Here is a 20300-nt window from a genome sequence, read left to right as displayed (position 1 = left end):
CACCTCCGCAATACAGTATGGTGCTTATTTGGTGTAATATACAAAAATCTATATAATTCAATTACTTATCTGATGATTTCCTGTTTAATTGACGCTATGATGATATAATTCCAGTATTCGCATTCAATGGACAGGAAGTGTCAACATGAATATACAAGCTAAATCGACAATTCGTGACTTACGATTTTGGCGCATTGTCATTGGTCTTGGTATCGCATCTTTGCTAATCTTTGCTGCGATGTATGCCATCCAACCTTTGTTGCCTATATTAACAAAGCAATTTAACATTTCTGTATCCACTGCGAGTTTGGCCATGTCCATCAACACCATCGGACTGATTTTAGGACTTGTAGTTCTGGGGTTTTATTCCGATCGTCTTGGTAGATCTGTTTTTGTGAAAGTATCCATCTTACTTACTGCACTTTTGTTCATTCCGATGTTTTTGACTGACTCTTTCACTGTCATACTTATACTGCGATTCTTACAGGGCTTTGCTATGTCTGGGGTACTTGCGGCAGCCCTTGCTTATATCAATGAAGAAATCCATGAACGGTCAGTTAGTTTAGCGACTGCGTTGTATATTTCATTTAATGGGACAGGAGGCATGCTTGGACGTTTTGTGACAGGCTATTTGGCGGAACGCTGGTCGTGGGAACTATCGCTTCAGTTATTAACCGTTGTTGGCATAGTAGTGTTTGCTATCTTGTTGTTCTTCTTGCCGAAATCCGCGTTCTTCGAGCCAAGCGTAGAGTCGATAAAAAAGGATATTCAGGGCTTCGGCTATCATTTGAAGAATCCTGCCTTGCTCATTGTTTTTGGCTTAGGTATTGTTCTGCAACTTAGCTTCACAGGTATGTGGACGTTCCTACCGTTTCATTTAACTGTATCACCTTTTGGCCTGACGCTGGATGAAGTGTCTTATATCTACTTTGCCTATGCATTTGGTATTATTGGGGCTCCACTGGCTGGTTCAATTGCAGTCAAGTATGGTATGAATACTGTGCGCTTTACGGGTGTTCTGTTGTTGGCTGTCGGTTGCCTTCTGACTATTGCCGTCAAATTACCTTTAATTATAATCGGGTATTGTATCATTTGTTTAGGCTTCTTTTCAGCTCACTCTTTGACAGCGGCTTCTGTCAGCAAGGAAGCGACGCATCATAAAGGAAGTGCAGCTAGTCTATACTTGGTATCTTATTATGTAGGTATGGCGGCGGGTAGTACGCTTGTAACGCCTTTGTGGCAATTTGCGGGTTGGACTGGACTTGCGATGTTTTCGGCTGTCGTACCGGTCGTCTACGTATTGATGATCCGCTTGCGGCGAAAGGCGTTAAGCCATGCGTAAAAAGTAAACTGGATGCAGGTTGTTATCCAAGGATCCTTTGTTTATCATAATTTAGTAGGTTTGAAGAAATTTGTATGTAGGGAAAACAACAGAAGTACAAGTAGTGAGCCAATGACTTTTCTAATATAAAGCCATGTACTAAATTAGAGAAAAACCTTTGATCATACTATCGAAGTAGCTAGGTTGGTTTTCGACATAGAGGGCTACACAACGTATACTTAAACTAACTACATAAAATGTAACGGAAGGGACGTGAAGCTTTGACGAAAAAGGTATGGTTTCAGGCCGGTGTCGGCGTCTTATTGGCGCTATTGATCACCAAGTACTTTTTAGAAGTAAATTATATTTTTAAACCTGTTGGTATCATCTTACAGACAATTATTATGCCATTAATCTTTGGTGGACTTCTTTATTACATTACAGTACCTATTCAACATTACTTGGAAAAGAAGAACATGCCAAGATGGGGAAGTATCATCACAATCATGCTGATCCTCGTGGCTGTTATTTGGATTTTAGTTGCAATTATTGGTCCAATGGTTACGAAACAAGTGAATAACTTAGTGGATAATGGGCCTACTCTTACTCGCCAAATTGAACAACTGAAAGATCAAGTTCTTAATGAAAAAGATAATCTTCCCGAAGGATTGCAGGATTCTTTGAATTCGGCAGTTGAATCGATCCAAACGTTCGCTGTAACATTTGGAAAATGGCTAGTACAATTTGTACAGTCGTTCATTCAGGCAGTTGCTTTACTATTGCTTGTGCCATTCTTCTTCCTGTTTATGTTGAAGGATCATGAAAAATTGGCACCGAGAATTTACAATCTGTTTTCGGGAAAACGACGTTTATGGATGAAAAAGACTTTAGAAGATATTGATCACGTATTGCGTTCATATATTCAAGGACAATTATTGATTAGTGCAATATTAGCAACACTTATTTTGATTGGGTACTCCATTATCGGACTGCAGTATGCTTTATTGTTGGCAATCTTAGCGTTGTTCATGAATATTATTCCATTCATCGGACCATGGATTGCGGTGGCACCCGCTGTAATAATTGCGTATTTACAGGAACCGAAGTTAGTGATTTGGGTCGGAGTTGTTACGTTGGTCGCACAGCAAATCGACAGTAACTTAATTACGCCAAACGTCATGGGGAAATCTCTTGATATTCATCCACTGACCATCATTACGGTGTTGCTAGTAGCCGGAAGTCTCGCAGGATTCCTAGGCATCCTAGTAGCTGTACCTGCCTATGCGGTAGGTAAAGTCATTGTGCAGAACATCTATGAAATGCGAAAAGAAATTAGTGAAGCCGCCACGAAGAACGTATAGCGGTGGAACCGGCCTTCTAGTCTATGGACTGGAAGGTTTTTTGATGGATAAATCAAGAATAATTGTACATCCTAACAAAAACGAGAGGATGTAGCATATGCTGACGGAATTTCCCGTTATCCATACCAATGTATGGGATGCGATGTGGGGTGTGCCAGTTGTTCTAGTCGTGGTACTGATTGCCAAGTGGTTATTTAAAGTGCCACTAACCTGGCTTTCGACAGTAGCCACAGTAGTTGCGCTCGGCTTGTCTATATTTATTAGCCATCCAAAAAATTTATCTGCCGGAATCTTCATGGGGTTTTTTTATAGTGGTGCGGCAATGGGGATCATCTATTCGACCAAACAATCCTATCATGCGTATCGTAAACGTTAAAAGCAGGCCTTCGCGTAATGAGCGAAAGCCTGCTTTTTTCATGGTAATGGACAAAATCCACACCGCATCAATCCTGGTACGTCTTTAGAAAAACAACAAGTTTTGCGGACAGTGGTGTTTAATAAAGCGGACGGTTCTGATCCATTCAAATAGCTTGCGAAACGTGAGTGATCGGCGATACCCGTCCATATGGTATCGTCTTTTAGTATGTCTAAGTCTTCTCTCGCTTCCATTTCCGATCCTGGATCAGTCAATAGCACATGATACTGCCATAGCCAGAAGCCGAAGATGTTTTCCCATAAAGTTAAGGGAGATACGGAGACAGCTGTACGCAATGACGTAATCACTGCGTGTGCATCATCCAGAACACGTCTAATATGCGATTGGCGATCTTCGTCATCAATCATTTCCCAATCTGAGCCATCTGCAAAAGTACTGATCGTTTTATTGCCGAACTCTTCTAGAGCGCCAAATTGTAAATCTTCCGCTGATCCGTTCCACATCTCATCATACGCAGCGAGATTATACAACTGCATAGCGAAAAACATACCGAGTCGGCGAACGAAGAATGAAGTAGCGACGACTTCATTTGGACTTTGGCTGACGGTTTGGATCACTTGTACGATACTCTGTACTTTTGAATGGTCCAATACATCCGCTAGTGTAAAGACGGGATGTGCTGGTGGATTCAGGTAGATGCTGTAACTATTCAATTCTCTGATTTGGTCTGATGTAAGTGTAGTCATGGTTTCAGTATAATCAATTATTTTGATAGAAACAACTTGAATGCTATGCCTGCCCAACCAGTTTCCTAGGCCTTTACATACAATAGGCAGTGAAGAGGTGGTGAAGGGTGGAGACCCAAGAATTGGCTCGTAATGAATCATTTGAGGTGGAGCAAAGAGAATGGAAGATGCGGCAACGTAAAGAACGCGGCAAGCAATTGCTGACGATTGTGTCGCCGATCTTCTTGCTAGTGTTATGGGAAGTAATGTCCAGAACAGGTATCTTGGATATTCGTTTTTTCCCACCGCCCACTACAATTGTGCAAACTTTCTATGACATGATTGTGAGCGGTGCGATGGCGAAGCATGTTGGTGTATCATTGTATCGAATATTCATCGGATTTCTGGCAGGTGTAATACCAGGTATTATTGTCGGTTTGCTGATGGGATTATATTCACCGATCCGACATTTTGTACAGCCGATTGTTATGGCGCTTATGCCTATTCCGACATTGGCGTTATTGCCGATCATTATTATTTTATTCGGAATCGGGGATTTATCGAAAGTGGTGACGATTGCGGGAAGTGTGTTTTTCCCAGTTGTGATCAACACAGCGGCAGGTGTATTGAATATTGATAAGATTTATTTGGATGTTGCGAGTAACTATCAAACGAGCCAGTGGAATTTCTTCTTCAAAATTGCCCTTCCCGGCGCGTTGCCTGTCATGCTCGAAGGAATCCAGATGGGGCAGGCGATTGCGTTGTTGACGATTGTGGCGGCAGAGATGATGGGAGCGACTTCAGGGATTGGTTATTTGATATGGACGTCCTATAAGGCCTTTTTATTACCCGAAATGTATGTGGGATTAATTCTGATCTCGTTTTTCGGTTATTTATTCTCGCTTTTACTGCGCGCGCTTCAAAATAAGTTACTGCCATGGAGGTGAGGGAAATGGAGGGGAAGCCTAAAATTTCAGTAGATGGATTAATGAAGTCCTTTTATAAGAAACAAGATAGTGTCGTCGCGCTTGAGAATATTTCCATGACTGTAAAAGACGGTGAGTTCGTTTGTATAGTCGGACCGAGTGGATGTGGCAAGACGACATTACTGCGGATTCTTGCCGGACTTGAACAACCAAGTGTTGGCACTTTTACGATTGAAACGGAATCGAATGATCGGCCTCTGCAATCAATGGTATTCCAAGAACGTGGGGTTATTCCGTGGTTGACGGTACGAGAAAACGTCGCCTTTGGATTGAAGATGCGTAATTTGCCGAAAGCATTCATTGCTGAACGAACGGACTTTTATTTGAAGAAGACAGGATTGGAGCGATTCGCTTCGCTATATCCAAAGGAATTGTCTGGTGGAATGAAACAACGAGTGAGTATTGCCAGAGCATTCGCAAACGATCCGGAGATCCTATTGATGGATGAACCGTTTGGCGCGCTCGATGAACAGAATCGTTTCATTTTGCAGGAAGAGTTATTGAGTATTTGGGCAGAGACGAAGAAGACGGTGTTGTTCATTACGCATAGTATTGATGAAGCATTGTTGTTAAGTGATCGAATTCTATTGATGGGCGCACAGCCAGGAAAAATTATTGAAGAGATTATCATTGATAAACCTAGACCGAGAAAGATGGAAGATATTCGGAAAGATCCTGAAATGGCAGCAAAATTCATTGAGATTTGGCATCACTTGCAAGAAGAAGTATTGAAATCGAGGGAATAAATGATAAAAGGAGAGATGATGTGAGGAAGTGGATGAAAAAGGCAGGTTTATTCAGCGTATTGTCGGTTGTATTGATGATGGGTGCATGCTCTCCAAAAGAAGTTGTGAAGCCTGTAGCGAACGATGATAAGCCGATATCCGGTGACTTAGCTCCGCTTGAAAAGCAGGCGAAGGTATTCATTGCGGAAGATGGGGCTGCTTCTGGAGCTGGTTTCTATATTGCGAAAGAAAAAGGCTATTTTGACGACTATAATATACGTGTAGATTTTGCGGACTTTGCCAACAGCGATGATATGTTGCCTGCACTAGCTGCCGGAGAAGTGGATATCGCGGGTGGCGTTTCTACCGCATCATTCTTCAACGCGATTGCCCAAGGAATCGATGTTCGAATTATCGCAGATAAAGGACATAATATGCTTGGCAAGTCCTACTTCAGTTTCGTCATTGGTAATCATATGGTGGATGAAATTAAGGAGTACAGCGACTTCAAAGGAAAGAAAATTGCTGTGTCATCAAGAAATTCGATTGATGGGTATATCTATGAAGAAATGTTAAAGCACGCAGGTTTGACAGAAGACGACGTGGAATATGTCCATATCGCAGACTTCGGTGCGATGCTCGGAGCAATTGATTCAGGAACAATTGATGCTGCATTGAACATTGAACCATTGATCGCACAAGGAATCCACAACGGTTTCCACGTACGCTTCGGTGATGCGACAGACTATGCACCCGAGTCTCAGATCGCCATGGTATTGGCTTCACCGCAGTTCATGGCCAATAAAGATCTATCGGTGCGCTTCATGGCAGCCTACCTAAAAGGAGTGCGTGACTACAACGACGCGTTCTTTAAGGATCAAGGAAAAGATGAGATCATCGACATCATGGTGAAACATACCGCTTTGAAGGATCATGAACTATGGGAGAGAGTATTCGTTACAGGGCTCGATCCGAACGGTAAGATGTTCATCGACGATATTAAGAAGCAGTATGAGATGTACAAAGCGAATGGCGCTATACGTGGCGAAATCGACTTTGACAAGTCTGTAGATCCATCGTTAGTCGAGCGTGCTATTAAGGAGATAGGATTGTATGAAGAGTAATAGGTAGACGTAGCTGTCCAGGAAGTCATGATGTATGTGACTTCCTGGACAGCTTTTTGATGTGGAATTAGATAGGCTGGCGATAGTGTTGGATAATGGCGATTGGCGCTTCGGAGGGGACGCTTTCTGGAGGGCTCGTCAGCTGGAGCTTCCATCCCATCACACTTACAAAGTCCCTCACCATTCGCAAAAGAGGCTCCTGATTACAAATTCATCTATAATCCGACAGAAATTCGTGCTAGAATAATACGACTGACTAGCGGAAGCATGGTGAAAGAAATGAGAAAATACATAGGCGAAATCGGATTGACAATCACCGCCATCATCTGGGGTAGCGGCTTTGTGATGAGCGCGCTCGCTTTGGATTACTACACACCGTATCAAATCTTAGCAGTGCGCTTCACAATCGGTGCACTATTACTAGCACTCGTATTCCACAAGCGGCTACGCCAACTAAACAAATCAATACTATGGCAAGGAACAGTGCTCGGGATCTTGCTGTACGCAGCATTTGCCTTACAAACAGTAGGACTTCAATTCACAACACCTTCAAAAAATGCCTTTCTAACGGGTGTGAATGTAGTGATGGTACCGTTTATCGCATTTATCCTATATAAGCGAAAACTCGACAAATTTGAGTTAGCTGGTGCCGTTTTGGCACTCATCGGAGTAGCAGTCTTATCGTTGCAGTGGTCTTCAAGCATAAATATAGGAGACCTGCTTACACTTGGTTGCGCCGTGATGTTCGCATTCCATATCTTCTACACAGGACGATTCGTCAGTTCGGTGGATCCTATTTTGCTGACATTATTGCAAATGACGGTTGCCGCAGTGATCAGCTGTATCACCGTCATTGTAATAGGCGAGACTTCGTTCTCTATGGATCCGGCAGCCTTAAGTTCAGTATTGTACTTAGCAGTGTTCTCGACGACACTTGCATTTTTGATGCAAACCGTTGCACAGAAGCATCTGTCGGAAACGAAAGCTGCAATTATTTTGTCAACGGAGTCCGTGTGGGGGATGGTCTTTTCCGTAGCTCTTGCTTACGAATTACTGACATTTCGAATGTTTCTTGGCGCATTGATTATCTTTATCGCCATTTTATTATCTGAAGTCAGACCGCAATTATTGCGAAAGCGTATCCCACGACAAATTAAAGAGCGTAAAATATGAAAAAAGGGTTGTCCAACGGGTCATAAACTGACTATCGGACAACCCTTTTCTATGTATTTTTACTGGCTAATGCAGTTTGATAACTATGCAACGACATGCCACCGATAATTACTAGCACGCCTACTAATGAAAGAACGCCAGGTAATGGCAAGCTTAGCAACAGCATCTCACCAAGCATGGCGAAAATTAATTCGACAGACTGCGTAGCTTCAACTGCCGCTAGTTTTCCTTGATCATGTTGCACTATATCGGTTGCCATGAAGAAGAGAGAGGTGGCTATAACGCCTGAACTCACCGAGACAATCAATGACTGCACCACTTGGCTTGTAGAAGGCAATCCGACCGTCGACCAAGCATAGAACGCGAGGATTAACCAAATCGGTATCGTCATTAGTGTCATCGCAAGTACACGTTGGAACATATCAAGACGTCCGCCTACTAGGTTCATCATTTTCCGATTACCAAGTGGATAGGCGAATGCTGCAATGACAAGCGGCAACGTACCGAGCAAAATAGTTTTAGTCGATACGCTACTCGCATGTGGAATCTGGATCAACACGACACCCACTAAGATGACCAATGAAATCACCAACGATGCTGCCGGAATACGGTGGCGGATTGTGCGGAATTCACCTGTTTCCGTCTTCGCTTGGAACGTGAAGAAGGGTGCTAGCAAAACCCCAGCCACAATCGTCATTTGCCACGTTCCCGCAACAAGCCATCCCGGACTATAGCCAGCTGAAAACGTCAGCGGACCATAGAACAGAACGAATGCGACGAAAATCCAGATGAAAAAAGGCCATGGAGCAACAGTCATTTCCCGTTTGACGCCATGCAAACCTCTACGCATCGCTACAATAATGAGTAGAAATGGAACCATGAAGAAATAGCGCAGTGAAGCACTCCACATCCAGCTACCGCCATCCAGTTCCATGGATCGATTCAGTACAAATGTCACCGCAAAGAATAGTGCGGATAAAATGCCAATCCAAATTGCTTTCATACGCTTAACCGCGTTGTTCTTGAAGTTTCAATGTCTCGATAATAACTTGCGTAGCTTTCACCATATTGTCTGCTGAGATGAATTCGTATTTACCGTGGTAATTTTCGCCGCCCGTAAAGATATTTGGCGTTGGCATTCCCATATAGGAAAGTTGGGAACCATCTGTGCCTCCACGAATGGGTGCGATTTTCGGTTCAATATCAAGACTCCGATAGACATCCGCTACTACATCGACGATTTCCATTACAGGCGTAATTTTCTCACCCATATTGAAGTACTGATCCGTTACTGTTAGCTCTATCGCATGTTGACCGTACTTTTCCTGAAGCTGTGTAGCAGTATCTTGTACAAGTTGCTTGCGAGCTTCAAAAGAATCTCTATCAAAGTCACGGATGATATAGTCGTAGGTCGTTTTTTCTACAGAACCATCGATATTCATTAAGTGAATGAAACCTTCATAATGCTCCGTTTCCTGCGGGATTTCGTGTTGTGGCATAGCTTGCTGGAATTCTGCCGCGATCAGCAAGGAGTTGACCATTTTATCTTTAGCTGTTCCTGGGTGGACATTCGCACCATGGAAAATCACTTCAACGCCTGCAGCGTTAAAACTTTCATACTGTAGTTCTCCAAGTGGTCCGCCGTCCATTGTATAAGCAAAGTCAGCGCCAAAACGTTCTACGTCAAACTTATGTGGACCAAGCCCGATTTCTTCATCAGGTGTGAAGCCTATGCGTACCTTCCCGTGTTTGATTTCAGGGTGCTCGACTAAATAGTGCATCGCTGTCATGATTTCCGCGATGCCAGCTTTATCGTCTGCACCTAATAAAGTTGTGCCGTCTGTCGTAATCAGGGTATGGCCAATGTAGTTGTTAAGCTCTGGAAATGCTTGTACGCTCATGATTGTTGATTCATTTAATGAGATATCTTTACCGTCATAGTTATCAATGCGTTGTGGATTGACGTTCGTGCCCGTGTAGTCAGGAGCTGTGTCGATATGCGCCAAGAAGCCGACCGTTGGTAATTGTTTTTCTGTATTTGATCGGAGTGTACCAAATAGGTAGCCGTTTTCATCGACTGAAATGTCTTCAAGACCAATATCAGTCATCTCTTTTTCGAGCACCCGCAACAGGTCCCATTGTTTTTCTGTGGACGGTGTTGTGTCCGAAGTAGCGTCAGATTGTGTATCAATTTTAGCGTAGCGTGTGAGTCGTTCGATTAGTTCTTCTTTCATATAGCAAGCTCCTCTCCAAGATGCGAATTAATGTTTTCATTTTAACAGAAGGGTGTGAATATTACGCTTAAAAAGAATAAAAAAAGAACCGAAAATTTCGGTTCTTAGGAAATGATAAAGGTTTAGTTAGTGTTGGAGACGGGATTTGCGCTCTAGGCGGACGCGTTCTGGAGGAGTCGCCGCACCTAGTGCAAAGATTTGCACCTAACGCTTCGCTTTTACTCGCAAAAGCCGTCCATCACTACGGCTCTCGCTCAAATCCCTTGCATAGCAAGTGGTTGACACTTACTGTTCATCATTAAAATTAGTTTTGATCTAGAACTTGATCTGTCCTTGAACTTAAATAAGTTGAAACACAAGAATAATTCACACACTATCTACAATGAGCGATATAGGTAACCCCACTCGGTAAGTAGGATTGAAGCGGAAGCTGGGGCGACTCCTGGAGGATCAGCGTGAGTTCGAGACCCTGGACTGAACGAAGTGAGGGAAGCGGCTCGGGCCACGCCCTCAGGAAAGCGTCCCCAGCTGGAGCTTCAATCCCTTCCCACTCACTAATTAGCTTACATTTTTAAGGCGTTTAATTTACGACAATCAAGCAAATATATTAATCGTAGTGATGATGATCGGCATCGAGACGACGTCTATGAGGAAGGCGCCTACAATAGGAACGATCAAGAAGGCTTTGCGTGACGGGCCATAGCGTCCTGTAACGGCTGCCATGTTCGCCATCGCATTTGGCGTCGCACCCAGACTATGACCTGCGAAACCAGCGATCATAACCGCTGCGTCGTAATCCTTACCGAGCAAACGGAACAGGACGAAGATCGCAAACAACGCGACGAAGATTACTTGTACAAAGACGATCAGCAACAATGGAAGTGCCAAATCTGCAACTTCCCATAGCTTGATGCTCATTAACGCCATCGATAAGAAAATACCGAGTGAAACGTCGCCGATCAAATTGATGCTTGTCATATGAACCGCATCTTCCTTCACGCGATCCACAATATTACGAACGATAACTGCAACAAACATTGCGCCTACATAACCTGGCATGACGAAACCAGTAGCGTTAGAGAACAGATCCCCGATAAATGTACCGCCTGCGATACAAAGAGTAATCAATAACGTTTGTGTTAGGAAGTTGTCAGTGTTAATTGGTTTTTCCAATGATTCCACGGAGTATGCTTTTTCATGCTCGACTTCCGTAGATTTTAAATCATATTTATTGATCAAGTATTTAACGATTGGACCACCGATTAGACCGCCTGCTACGAGTCCGAAAGTTGCTGCTGCAATACCAACGGATAGGGCGGAATCAATCCCAAGGCTTTCTAATGTTTCCCCGTAAGCAGTAGCACCACCATGTCCGCCTTCCATCGAGACAGCACCAGCCATCATACCGATCAACGGGTGCAATCCAAATAGATAGGACATAGAGACACCAATGACGTTTTGGATCAGTGCTAAGAAGCCACAAGCTACCCAGTAGATCATCAATAGCTTTCCGCCTAGACGAATCAAACGGAAACTAGCACCCAGACCGACTGTTGTGAAAAATGTCAGCATGAATAGATTTTGCAATGAAGTATCTAAAGAAAAACTTACTAAATCAAAATACTTCAAAATGGTCGCTAAAAACGCGAATAGTAAACCGCCGACAACAGGGGCAGGGATACAGAATTTCTGGAGAAAGCCGACTTTACGGACTAACATCGTACCCAGTGTTAGGAGAGCTAACGCTAAAAACAGCGTAGAAATTTGATTTAGCTCAATTGTCATGTGATTCGACCTCCCAGCAATGCATAGATTGCTTCATTTGTAAGATAAGCCCCGAGCTTAACCGTTTGATTATGATGATCAAGTGACGGATTTATTTCTGAAATGTCGAATGAAAGTGTTTTCTTATGCGATGCAACTGTTTGAATGAAAGAGCGTACAATCAACGGATCTAATCCGAAGGGAGACGGCGCACTTACACCTGGAGCAAACGCGGAATTCAGGACATCCGAGCACAATGTTAACAAAATAGCGTCTTGTTTATCAATGAATAACTGTATCTTTTGCAATGTATCGTCTAAAGGACTTGTCGAAATTTCTTGTTCTGTGACATATGTCACGCCTTTTGCATCGGCTTCTGCGAATAATGCGTCCGTGTTGCCAAATTCTTGAATACCTAGCACGAGGTAGTCAACATGTGGATCGACGTCGAGCATCTGCTTGAACATCGTGCCTGAAGAAGGTTGTTCGTCGTAGCCACGCAAATCGAAGTGGGCATCAATATTTATGACACCAAGTTTTGCGTCAGGGCCAAGGAAGTCTCGAACTCCTGTATAATGACCGTAAGCGGTTTCATGTCCGCCGCCTAAAATAACGGGCTTCGTATGATGGAGAAGGCTCTTTTGAACGACTGTGCCTAATTCAGCTTGTGCTTGTTCTAGCTGACCATGCTCACATACTACAGTACCCACATCAACTATTTGACACTCAGCAGGCAAACGCCAAGGTAGTTTCGCTAGTTCATTACGTAGGGCATTCGGTCCTTCAGCAGCACCGAGTCTGCCATTATTTCGACGTACACCTTCTTCTGAAGAAAATCCGATGAGGGCACAAGTTTTATTGGTAGCGCTTTCTTTTAATTCGGAAAATTGGATGATTTGATGCATTCGGAATGCAGCTCTGTCGGTCTCACTATCGGTACGACCTGACCAGTACTTTTCATTTGATGGAATTAACAATATACTTCACCCTTTCCAACGTGATATTCTTACTATACTGGTTTGTACTTATTAATTCTAATACATGTTTTTCATATATTCATGCGTGTAGGCTATAAGTGGAGGTGAGATGAATGGAATTCAAGCAATTGCAGTATTTTGTCATGGTAGTGCAGCAATCTAGCTTTTCTGAAGCGGCTAAAAAACTTCATCTTTCGCAGCCTTCGCTCAGTAAAGCGATTAAGAATTTGGAGGTAGAAGTCGGGTTTCAGTTGCTCGAACGAACGACTAAACGTGTTCAACTAACGGAATCGGGTAGCGTAATTTATGAGCGTGCATTGCAAATTCTTCATGAGGCAGATATCTTACAACAAGAGATTAAAGAAGTGAAGTGGACAGGCAGTGGAAGTGTGCAGATCGGAATGATTGAATCCGTGAAGAATTGGATTCCTTCTATATTACTTGCCTATCGCCAGGAGTTTCCATCGATGCATGTGAAGTTAATAGAAGTATTAGGCCGTGGGGATGTTGAGCGAGCACTCCGTCAGTACGCTGTCCATGTCTGTTTAACCAATCAATTTATAGAAGCTTCAGATATTGTCTCGATACCTTTGTATCAAGAGCAATTAGCAGTTGTCATGCATCCTGAACATCGTCTGGCAGACACGGATTCCATTACGCTAGCCGACCTAGAAGATGAGGCATTCATTATCACGAGTGTTGGGTTGCAAACGAGACAAGATATTTTTGCTGCGTTTGCTGAAGAAGGCGTACGAATGAATATATGTTACGAAGTAGAGCGTTTTGAAACGATAGTAGAACTTGTACGGGAGAATATCGGAATTTCGATTATTCCACAAAAGTATTTTGCGCACGGACCTGACCCGACCATTGTCATTAAAACAACTAATTCAAAGACGTTAACCCGTACAGTGTATCTAACTTATTTGGAAAAGCGTTATATGCCACCAGCTATTGAGGTGTTGATCGATAGTATGCAAATGCGGCGAGAACCTTCTGTAAAGTCGAAAGAGGGAGGGGAACTGGATGAATAAATTTTTATTCGGCATTTTAGTTGTCATTACAACCGCTTTAATGGGCTCGTCATTTGCTATTGGGAAAATTGGGTTGGAATATTCTTCACCGCTATTGCTAGTGGCAATGCGGTTTACGATTGCAGGCGTCATTATGGCGGTGGTAGTAAAGATATTAAAAAAGCCACATCCGAAAACATTTGGAGAGTGGAAGTGGCTTGTGCTGATTGGTTCATTGCAGACAGCTGCGGTCATGGGATGTATATTTATGGCGCTTCGTACGATCACGTCAGGTGAAACGTCTATTTTAACATTTACAAATCCGCTGCTTGTCGTTGTCATTGGGACGTTAGTATTGAAAATTCATTACCGCTTGCAACAATGGGTTGGCGTTGTTTGTGGTTTGTTTGGGGTATTCATTACAATGGGCGGTCACTTAGACTGGAAGATTGGTACAGTGTTAGGGTTTTTATCTGCTGTAGCATGGGCTTGTGCGACGTTGCTCGTCAAAGTACATGGCCATCGTTTTGATACATGGGTGATGACTGCATATCAAATGCTATTTGGCGGATTGATCTTATTTGTAGCGAGTTATGTACTTGAAGAACCGTTTTTCATAGCGAATCCATTGTCATTGGCGATTTTAGGATGGCTTGCGATTGCCGCATCCATTGTACAGTTTTCTATTTGGTTTTATTTATTGCAGACAGGAAATCCCGAGAGAACGAGTGCGTTTCTGTTTTTGGCACCATTCTTCGGGACATTATCGGGATGGGTTCTGTTGGATGAGAAGTTATCCATGTCATTGATTTTAGGGGGCATGCTCATCAGTTTAGGAATATTCCTTGTAAACTGGCGTAGCAAACGAGAGCTTAGAAGAGGACTAGTTGACTTGCCATAGACGGCAATAAGCTTTAAGCTCGCTGAGAAATGCTTGTACTTCGTTCGTCTTAGAACGGGTTCCTGTATAAAAAACACGTTTGATTGGTGCAACTTTATAATCTAGTACAGTTAGATCACCTTGTGCGAGCTCCTGTCTGCAACTGTGGCGTGACAAAATAGCGATGCCTAGCCCACTAAGAACGGCTTGTTTGATACTTTCGGGTGAGCTCATAATAGTAGGCTGTACTTGAACTCCATACTGTTTAAGCGATTGATCAATTAATAGACGGCTAGGATCTGCGGTGTCAGGTAAAATCCAATGTGTATTTTGCAAATCTAGAATGGATGAGCTTCTCTTACGTGCAAGCGGGTGTGTAGCAGAAGAAAGAAGTACTAGTTCGTCTTGCATAAATGCTTCAGCCGATGGTAGGTTGTCTAGTTCACTGCAACCAACGTCGACCTTATGACTTTTCAGTAATCGCACAATGTCAGAAGAAGGAGCAGTTGTTAGTTCGAGTCGCATGTCGGGATACTTCGCGTGTAGACGAGTGAGTATGTCGGGTAAAATAGCTTGCGAAATAACTGGCGAAGCGCCAATACGTAAAGTCCCTTTTAGTGAGGTTGTTCGCGTTAAATCTATATTTGTATGATTAATCAAATCAATCATCTCCAATACACTTTTTTATAGTGAAAGACTTGTGGCTGTGACTGGTTTTTTTGTGAAAAAATAGCCTTGCAATAATCTGCAAGGCATCGAACACACCATTATTGAACTGTATAATTTTTGTGTGCGACGACAGTCATGTTGGAAGCTGCTCCAATATTTTCAGCGTCTTGTTCAGAAATTTTTACAATGACGGAGTTTTCAAGGATTTTGTGTATAGTCCCGGAAACTTCATAATCATTACGGTTGAAAGATATGACTTCGTCTACATACCGTGATGCTACAAAATCAGAAACTGGACGATCTTTTCGTGGGAATGCCAATCGAATCAACTCCTTCAGTAGTGTGGAATTTAGTCTGTCGCAATTTGTCAGTAAATCAAAACGGAAAATGCGTACAATAGCTTACTAGATCTAGTATAACACATTTCGGGAAATTATTCATCATACTAGAACTTTGTCGATTGGGCAAGTATTTTGTATAATCACTTGATGAAGTAGAAAGTATTGATCATTAAAGATAGAAGCCGACATGATATACTCAAACATATAAATCAATCGGTTGACATTATACCTGTAGGGGTATATTATTAGGGTAACATATAGGAGGTTGAGCGATATGGAGTATGATGACAAAGTCAAAAATCGTTTGAAGCGTCTAGAGGGTCAAATCAAAGGCGTCTTGCGTATGATGGAAGAGGGCAAGGATTGTAAAGAAGTGATCACGCAATTATCAGCCAGTCGTTCTGCTATTGACCGTACAATTGGTGTAATCGTTAGTTCCAACTTGATTGCCTGTATTGAAAATTTAGATGAAGCAGATGAACGTACACACGAATCTATTATTAGTGAAGCCGTGGATCTTCTAGTAAAGAGTCGATGAGCAACATCACTTGACTCTTTTTTTTATAACATATAATATACCCCCATAGGTATTTAATAAAATGATTTTCAAATAGAAAGGGACGAGAGCATGACAGAGCAAAAGAAAACAACGATTGTATTATTTAGTGGGGATTACGATAAGGCGATGGCGGCTTATATTATCGCGAACGGCGCAGCAGCGTATGACCATGAAGTAACAATTTTCCATACGTTTTGGGGATTGAACGCATTGCGCAAAGATGAACCGATTAAAAGTAATAAAAGTTTCATTGAAAAGGCGTTCGGTAAAATGATGCCGCGTGGAGCAGATAAAATGGGATTATCGCAAATGAACTTTGCAGGAATGGGCCCTAAGATGATCAAGCAAGTAATGAAAAAGCATAACGCGATGACATTGCCACAACTGATTGATATGGCAATAGAACAGGACGTGCGATTGATTGCCTGTACGATGACAATGGATTTGCTAGGACTGAATGAAGGAGAGCTTCTACAAGAGGTGGAATATGGCGGTGTGGCGGCTTACTTAGGTGAGGCGCAAGATGGTCAAGTGAACTTGTTTATTTAATTTTTTTATACAAATAAATACCCCAGGGTGTATAGGAGGAGTACAATGATTCAGTCAGATAACGTGTTAGATGCAAAAGGACTTGCTTGTCCAATGCCGATTGTGAGGACGAGAAAGATGATGAAAGAGATGGATGATGGTCAGGTGCTCGAAGTCCAGTCGACAGATTCAGGGACCACGGCAGATTTACAGGCGTGGGCGGAAAGTGTGGGGCATCAATACGTCGGTAATGTGAAAGAAGCTGATGTATGGCGCCACTTCGTACGAAAAGCGGGTCAGGAAGATCAGTCACAAAAAGAATATCCAGTTACAGTCGACAATAATGAGTTGTTGGATCAACTGCAACATCCAGATGCTGTGTTACTAGACGTTCGCGAAGAAGCAGAATACGCATTTGCTCACATACCTGGTGCCCTATCTATACCTCTTGGCCAATTGGATGAACGAATGTCGTACTTGAGTAAAGATAAGAAGTTCTTCGTTGTATGCCGAACAGGTAACCGCAGTGATATGGCCTGTCGAAAACTTGTGGCAAAGGGATTTGAAAATGTCACGAATGTAATTCCTGGTATGTCAAAATGGAATGGTGAAATAGAAAATACGGTAGGGGGTATGAATAAATGAGAATCATTCAATCAAGTGAAGTAGCAAAGCGCGTTATTGCCAAGGAGTCATTATTCATTTTGGATGTTCGAAATGAAACTGCATTTGAAGATTGGAAAATCGAAGGAGAACAAGTGCGTCATTTAAACGTACCGTACTTTGATTTATTGGATGGCATTGAAGAAATTGAAGATCAATTGCCAAAAGATGAAGAGATCCTAGTAGTCTGTGCTAAAGAAGGTTCGTCCGTCATGGTGGCAGAAATCCTTGAGGAAGCAGGCTATCCAGTAGGTTATCTTTCAGGCGGAATGAAAGCATGGAGCGAGTATCTTGAGCCGGTGAAGATTGCCGATTTGAAATCAGGCGGCGAGCTCTATCAATTCGTCCGTCTTGGTAAAGGATGTCTTTCTTATATGGTCATATCAGGCGGAGAAGCGGCAATCATTGATGCGACGCGGATGACAGATGTGTTTATAGACTTTGCTACGCAACGCGGTGTGAAGATCACAAATGTACTCGACACGCACTTGCATGCGGATCATATTTCAGGTGGTCGTCAGATTGCAAAAGCAACGGGAGCAATGTACTGGCTACCGCCAAAAGATGCAGAGGAGGTCGTATTTGAATATGCTGCTTTAGAAGACGATACGTCGATTCAAATAGGTGATACTAAAATTGATATTCAGGCACTGTATTCGCCAGGACACACCATTGGTTCGACTTCATTTATTGTCGATGATAGCTATTTGATGACTGGTGATATTCTGTTCATTGATTCGATTGGACGTCCGGATTTAGCAGGTTTGGCAGAAGATTGGGTAGGCGACTTACGTGAGTCCTTGTATAGTCGTTATAAGGAATTGTCAGAAGAACTAACAGTTTTGCCGGCTCACTTCATGATTATAGATGAGTTGAATGAAGATGGTAGCGTGTCGGAAAAGCTCGGCGTGTTGTATAAGCAAAACCATGGCTTGAACATTGAAGATGAAAAAGAGTTCAGAGAGTTAGTCACGGGGAACTTGCCTCCGCAGCCGAATGCGTATCAGGAAATACGTCAGATGAATATGGGGAAAATCCAACCTGATGAAGAAACACAACGTGAGATGGAGATTGGCCCGAATCGCTGTGCGGTACGGTAAATAGTTATTTTAAATCAGATGGAAAACAATAATCCACATTAAAAGGAGAAGATAAATATGAGTTCAACAACATTTTTAGACGCAAAAGGCCTGGCATGTCCAATGCCGATCGTACGTGCAAAGAAAGCAATGAAGGATATGCAAACAGGAGATGTACTGGAGATTCATACGACAGACAAAGGGTCAGTGTCCGACTTAACAGCTTGGGCGGCTTCAGGTAATCATGAAATAAAAGACCAGCAACAAGAGTCCGATGTCTTTAAATTTTGGATCCAAAAAGGATAAACTTAGGGTAGAGGGAATAGCTGTCTCCCTCTTTCATCAGGAAGAAGGGAGAACATCATGACTATTCCATTTATTATTACGATCTTCCTCATTGGACTCGTCGGCTCGTTCCTTTCCGGAATGATGGGAATCGGGGGCGCGATTGTCAAATATCCAATGTTGTTATTTATTCCTGCATTACTTGGTTTTACTGCGTTTACACCACATGAAGTATCGGGGATTACTGCAGTTGAAGTATTCTTTGCGTCGCTTTCAGGAGTTTTGGCGTACCGAAAAAGTAATTTGATTTTGAAGCCACTTGTTCTTTATATGGGGATTAGTGTGTTGATCGGCAGTGTGATCGGCGGCGCAGGTTCCAGCATGTTGTCAGAAGCGACTGTAAATATCGTCTATGGTATCCTGGCTGTGCTTGCGGCAATTATGATGTTTATTCCGAAAAAGGGGTTGGATGATCAGCCGATTGAAGAAATTACATTCAATCGCGTCATAGCTTCCAGTGCGGCATTCATTGTTGGATTGGCAGCGGGAATCGTTGGAGCTGGTGGTGCATTTATCATGGTACCGATTATGCTCGTCATCCTAAAGATCCCAACACGCGTCACAATTGCTACATCATTGGCCATCACATTACTATCATCAGTAGGTTCGGCGTCAGGTAAATTCTTTACTGGGCAAGTGCCGTACGGGCCTGCTCTTGTCATGATAATCGCAAGCATTATCGCAGCTCCAATCGGCGTGAAAGTCAGCCGTAGAGTAAACACCAAAATCCTACAAGGCATCCTTGCCGTTCTCATCATGGCATCAGCCGTGAAGATTTGGTGGGATATATTCTAATAAAATCAACATCGCCAGAACATCGTTCATTGAACATGTCTCTGGCGATTTTTAGTAAAGTGGCAAGTGAAAATATATACTAATTTCTAAACATTCTATTAAATTACCTTGCAATAGACTCGGAATAGCCGTATACTATTTTTCAACGATGGAAAACAAATAGACACACTCTTATCAAGAGAGGCGGAGGGATTAGGCCCTGTGATGCCCGGCAACCGGCGAAAGCAAAGGTGCTACTTCCTACAAACTATATGTAGTTTGGAAGATAAGGGGGGAATAAGCGAAAGCGTAGCCCTCTTCTTATTAGGAAGAAGGGTTTTTTGTGTACCTAGGAGCCCTCTGCAACTTTTCGAGTGTCGAGTTCCAGAGGGCAGCAGCTCGGGACGTTTCAGGCTCAACGAAAAGGAGAAGAACACTCCTTTGCGTTGAGCCCTCCAACGCCTGTCGCAGCTAAGCGCCCTCTTGCACTTTTCGAGTGTCTAGTTCCAGAGGGCAGCAGCTCGGGACGTTTCGGTCTAAACGAAAAGGAGAAGAACACTCCTTTACGTTGAGCCCTCCAACGCCTGTCGCAGCTAGGCGCCCTCTGCCACTTTTCGAGTGTCTAGTTCCAGAGGGCAGCTGCTCGGGACGTTTCGGTCTAAACGAAAAGGAGAAGAACACTC

The 20300-nt window shown here is 43.0% G+C and carries 22 protein-coding genes and 1 riboswitch; of the genes, 15 read left to right on the top strand and 7 right to left on the bottom strand.

The features are described 5' to 3' along the window. Positions 1-145 precede the first annotated feature (145 nt). The 3 genes from Q7P97_RS05245 to Q7P97_RS05235 all read left to right on the top strand — a co-directional run bounded on the left by Q7P97_RS05245 (position 146) and on the right by Q7P97_RS05235 (position 3058). The gene (locus tag Q7P97_RS05245; protein WP_303967529.1) at positions 146-1342 is read left to right on the top strand and encodes an MFS transporter; all 1197 of its coding nucleotides are present in this window, start codon (positions 146-148) and stop codon (positions 1340-1342) included. A gap of 260 nt (positions 1343-1602) precedes the next feature. Then, positions 1603-2682 carry an AI-2E family transporter gene (locus Q7P97_RS05240; RefSeq protein ID WP_303967528.1) on the top strand — a complete coding sequence of 360 codons (1080 nt, stop codon included), beginning with the start codon at positions 1603-1605 and terminating at the stop codon, positions 2680-2682. Between the two features lie 97 nt (positions 2683-2779). Beyond that, positions 2780-3058, top strand: a complete 279-nt coding sequence (locus Q7P97_RS05235; RefSeq protein WP_303967525.1) for a hypothetical protein — start codon at positions 2780-2782, stop codon at positions 3056-3058. Between the two features lie 38 nt (positions 3059-3096). On the opposite strand, the gene Q7P97_RS05230 is transcribed toward Q7P97_RS05235, so the two are convergent. After that, positions 3097-3804, bottom strand: coding sequence for a hypothetical protein (locus tag Q7P97_RS05230; protein ID WP_303967523.1), 708 nt, complete (start codon positions 3802-3804; stop codon positions 3097-3099). Between the two features lie 167 nt (positions 3805-3971). Between Q7P97_RS05230 and Q7P97_RS05225 the strand changes: the two genes are divergently transcribed. The 4 genes from Q7P97_RS05225 (at position 3972) to Q7P97_RS05210 (ending at position 7791) form a co-directional block, all read left to right on the top strand. Next, a complete protein-coding gene (locus Q7P97_RS05225) occupies positions 3972-4730 on the top strand; it encodes an ABC transporter permease (protein ID WP_303967653.1) in 759 nt (252 codons plus the stop codon). A gap of 5 nt (positions 4731-4735) precedes the next feature. Further along, the gene (locus Q7P97_RS05220; protein ID WP_085427851.1) at positions 4736-5515 is read left to right on the top strand and encodes an ABC transporter ATP-binding protein; all 780 of its coding nucleotides are present in this window, start codon (positions 4736-4738) and stop codon (positions 5513-5515) included. 32 nt (positions 5516-5547) lie between these two features. Beyond that, positions 5548-6618 (top strand): ABC transporter substrate-binding protein, encoded by a 1071-nt coding sequence (locus tag Q7P97_RS05215; RefSeq protein WP_303967650.1) that lies wholly within the window; start codon positions 5548-5550, stop codon positions 6616-6618. Between the two features lie 279 nt (positions 6619-6897). Further along, positions 6898-7791 (top strand): DMT family transporter, encoded by an 894-nt coding sequence (locus Q7P97_RS05210; protein WP_303967518.1) that lies wholly within the window; start codon positions 6898-6900, stop codon positions 7789-7791. A gap of 49 nt (positions 7792-7840) precedes the next feature. On the opposite strand, the gene Q7P97_RS05205 is transcribed toward Q7P97_RS05210, so the two are convergent. From Q7P97_RS05205 to hutG, 4 genes are all read right to left on the bottom strand, one after another. After that, complete coding sequence (locus Q7P97_RS05205; RefSeq protein WP_303967516.1) at positions 7841-8794, bottom strand: DMT family transporter; 954 nt, start codon at positions 8792-8794, stop codon at positions 7841-7843. Positions 8795-8798: 4 nt separating this feature from the next. Next, positions 8799-10025 carry a peptidase T gene (pepT, locus tag Q7P97_RS05200; protein ID WP_303967514.1) on the bottom strand — a complete coding sequence of 409 codons (1227 nt, stop codon included), beginning with the start codon at positions 10023-10025 and terminating at the stop codon, positions 8799-8801. Between the two features lie 594 nt (positions 10026-10619). After that, entirely contained in the window at positions 10620-11810 is a 1191-nt protein-coding gene (gltS, locus tag Q7P97_RS05195) for a sodium/glutamate symporter (protein ID WP_303967511.1), read from the bottom strand. Beyond that, a complete protein-coding gene (gene hutG / locus Q7P97_RS05190) occupies positions 11807-12766 on the bottom strand; it encodes a formimidoylglutamase (RefSeq protein WP_303967508.1) in 960 nt (319 codons plus the stop codon). The genes gltS and hutG overlap by 4 nt, the downstream gene beginning before the upstream one ends. 113 nt (positions 12767-12879) lie before the next feature. Between hutG and Q7P97_RS05185 the strand changes: the two genes are divergently transcribed. Both Q7P97_RS05185 and Q7P97_RS05180 read left to right on the top strand, forming a co-directional pair. Next, complete coding sequence (locus Q7P97_RS05185; protein ID WP_303967506.1) at positions 12880-13800, top strand: LysR family transcriptional regulator; 921 nt, start codon at positions 12880-12882, stop codon at positions 13798-13800. Beyond that, positions 13793-14680, top strand: coding sequence for a DMT family transporter (locus Q7P97_RS05180; RefSeq protein ID WP_303967503.1), 888 nt, complete (start codon positions 13793-13795; stop codon positions 14678-14680). The genes Q7P97_RS05185 and Q7P97_RS05180 overlap by 8 nt, the downstream gene beginning before the upstream one ends. Here the strand turns inward: Q7P97_RS05180 and Q7P97_RS05175 are convergent. Continuing rightward, positions 14663-15319 carry a substrate-binding domain-containing protein gene (locus Q7P97_RS05175; RefSeq protein WP_303967502.1) on the bottom strand — a complete coding sequence of 219 codons (657 nt, stop codon included), beginning with the start codon at positions 15317-15319 and terminating at the stop codon, positions 14663-14665. The two genes, Q7P97_RS05180 and Q7P97_RS05175, sit on opposite strands and share 18 nt — an antisense overlap. A 107-nt stretch (positions 15320-15426) precedes the next feature. Further along, on the bottom strand, positions 15427-15648 hold the full coding sequence (locus Q7P97_RS05170) for a DUF2187 family protein (protein ID WP_085427858.1): 222 nt from the start codon (positions 15646-15648) through the stop codon (positions 15427-15429). 295 nt (positions 15649-15943) lie between these two features. Between Q7P97_RS05170 and Q7P97_RS05165 the strand changes: the two genes are divergently transcribed. The 6 genes from Q7P97_RS05165 to Q7P97_RS05140 all read left to right on the top strand — a co-directional run bounded on the left by Q7P97_RS05165 (position 15944) and on the right by Q7P97_RS05140 (position 19638). Further along, positions 15944-16207 carry a metal-sensitive transcriptional regulator gene (locus Q7P97_RS05165; RefSeq protein ID WP_085427859.1) on the top strand — a complete coding sequence of 88 codons (264 nt, stop codon included), beginning with the start codon at positions 15944-15946 and terminating at the stop codon, positions 16205-16207. A gap of 90 nt (positions 16208-16297) precedes the next feature. Beyond that, positions 16298-16777: a DsrE/DsrF/DrsH-like family protein gene (locus Q7P97_RS05160; RefSeq protein ID WP_099634248.1), complete on the top strand. Its 480-nt coding sequence runs from the start codon at positions 16298-16300 to the stop codon at positions 16775-16777. 45 nt (positions 16778-16822) lie between these two features. Continuing rightward, entirely contained in the window at positions 16823-17401 is a 579-nt protein-coding gene (locus tag Q7P97_RS05155) for a sulfurtransferase TusA family protein (protein WP_303967497.1), read from the top strand. Next, entirely contained in the window at positions 17398-18519 is a 1122-nt protein-coding gene (locus Q7P97_RS05150; RefSeq protein WP_303967495.1) for an MBL fold metallo-hydrolase, read from the top strand. The genes Q7P97_RS05155 and Q7P97_RS05150 overlap by 4 nt, the downstream gene beginning before the upstream one ends. A 57-nt stretch (positions 18520-18576) precedes the next feature. Next, complete coding sequence (locus Q7P97_RS05145) at positions 18577-18804, top strand: sulfurtransferase TusA family protein (protein ID WP_085427863.1); 228 nt, start codon at positions 18577-18579, stop codon at positions 18802-18804. A 57-nt stretch (positions 18805-18861) separates the two neighbouring features. Next, positions 18862-19638, top strand: a complete 777-nt coding sequence (locus Q7P97_RS05140; protein WP_303967491.1) for a sulfite exporter TauE/SafE family protein — start codon at positions 18862-18864, stop codon at positions 19636-19638. 168 nt (positions 19639-19806) lie between these two features. Then, positions 19807-19910: riboswitch (SAM riboswitch) on the top strand. The last annotated feature ends 390 nt before the right edge of the window (positions 19911-20300 follow it).

The sequence above is a fragment of the Sporosarcina ureae genome, from assembly GCF_029267015.1.
Lineage (GTDB): Bacteria > Bacillota > Bacilli > Bacillales_A > Planococcaceae > Sporosarcina > Sporosarcina ureae_D.
This window is presented reverse-complemented; position numbering and strand designations above follow the sequence as displayed.

Bases quoted from the DNA above. Each gene is read 5' to 3' on its own strand.
- Q7P97_RS05230 (WP_303967523.1), bottom strand. From the start codon at position 3,804: ATGACTACACTTACATCAGACCAAATCAGAGAATTGAATAGTTACAGC.
- pepT (WP_303967514.1), bottom strand. From the start codon at position 10,025: ATGAAAGAAGAACTAATCGAACGACTCACACGCTACGCTAAAATTGAT.
- Q7P97_RS05220 (WP_085427851.1), top strand. From the start codon at position 4,736: ATGGAGGGGAAGCCTAAAATTTCAGTAGATGGATTAATGAAGTCCTTT.
- Q7P97_RS05245 (WP_303967529.1), top strand. From the start codon at position 146: ATGAATATACAAGCTAAATCGACAATTCGTGACTTACGATTTTGGCGC.
- gltS (WP_303967511.1), bottom strand. From the start codon at position 11,810: ATGACAATTGAGCTAAATCAAATTTCTACGCTGTTTTTAGCGTTAGCT.
- Q7P97_RS05145 (WP_085427863.1), top strand. From the start codon at position 18,577: ATGAGTTCAACAACATTTTTAGACGCAAAAGGCCTGGCATGTCCAATG.
- Q7P97_RS05155 (WP_303967497.1), top strand. From the start codon at position 16,823: ATGATTCAGTCAGATAACGTGTTAGATGCAAAAGGACTTGCTTGTCCA.
- Q7P97_RS05150 (WP_303967495.1), top strand. From the start codon at position 17,398: ATGAGAATCATTCAATCAAGTGAAGTAGCAAAGCGCGTTATTGCCAAG.
- Q7P97_RS05210 (WP_303967518.1), top strand. From the start codon at position 6,898: ATGAGAAAATACATAGGCGAAATCGGATTGACAATCACCGCCATCATC.
- Q7P97_RS05205 (WP_303967516.1), bottom strand. From the start codon at position 8,794: ATGAAAGCAATTTGGATTGGCATTTTATCCGCACTATTCTTTGCGGTG.
- Q7P97_RS05140 (WP_303967491.1), top strand. From the start codon at position 18,862: ATGACTATTCCATTTATTATTACGATCTTCCTCATTGGACTCGTCGGC.
- Q7P97_RS05160 (WP_099634248.1), top strand. From the start codon at position 16,298: ATGACAGAGCAAAAGAAAACAACGATTGTATTATTTAGTGGGGATTAC.
- Q7P97_RS05225 (WP_303967653.1), top strand. From the start codon at position 3,972: ATGCGGCAACGTAAAGAACGCGGCAAGCAATTGCTGACGATTGTGTCG.
- Q7P97_RS05180 (WP_303967503.1), top strand. From the start codon at position 13,793: ATGAATAAATTTTTATTCGGCATTTTAGTTGTCATTACAACCGCTTTA.
- Q7P97_RS05215 (WP_303967650.1), top strand. From the start codon at position 5,548: ATGAAAAAGGCAGGTTTATTCAGCGTATTGTCGGTTGTATTGATGATG.
- Q7P97_RS05165 (WP_085427859.1), top strand. From the start codon at position 15,944: ATGGAGTATGATGACAAAGTCAAAAATCGTTTGAAGCGTCTAGAGGGT.
- Q7P97_RS05235 (WP_303967525.1), top strand. From the start codon at position 2,780: ATGCTGACGGAATTTCCCGTTATCCATACCAATGTATGGGATGCGATG.
- Q7P97_RS05185 (WP_303967506.1), top strand. From the start codon at position 12,880: ATGGAATTCAAGCAATTGCAGTATTTTGTCATGGTAGTGCAGCAATCT.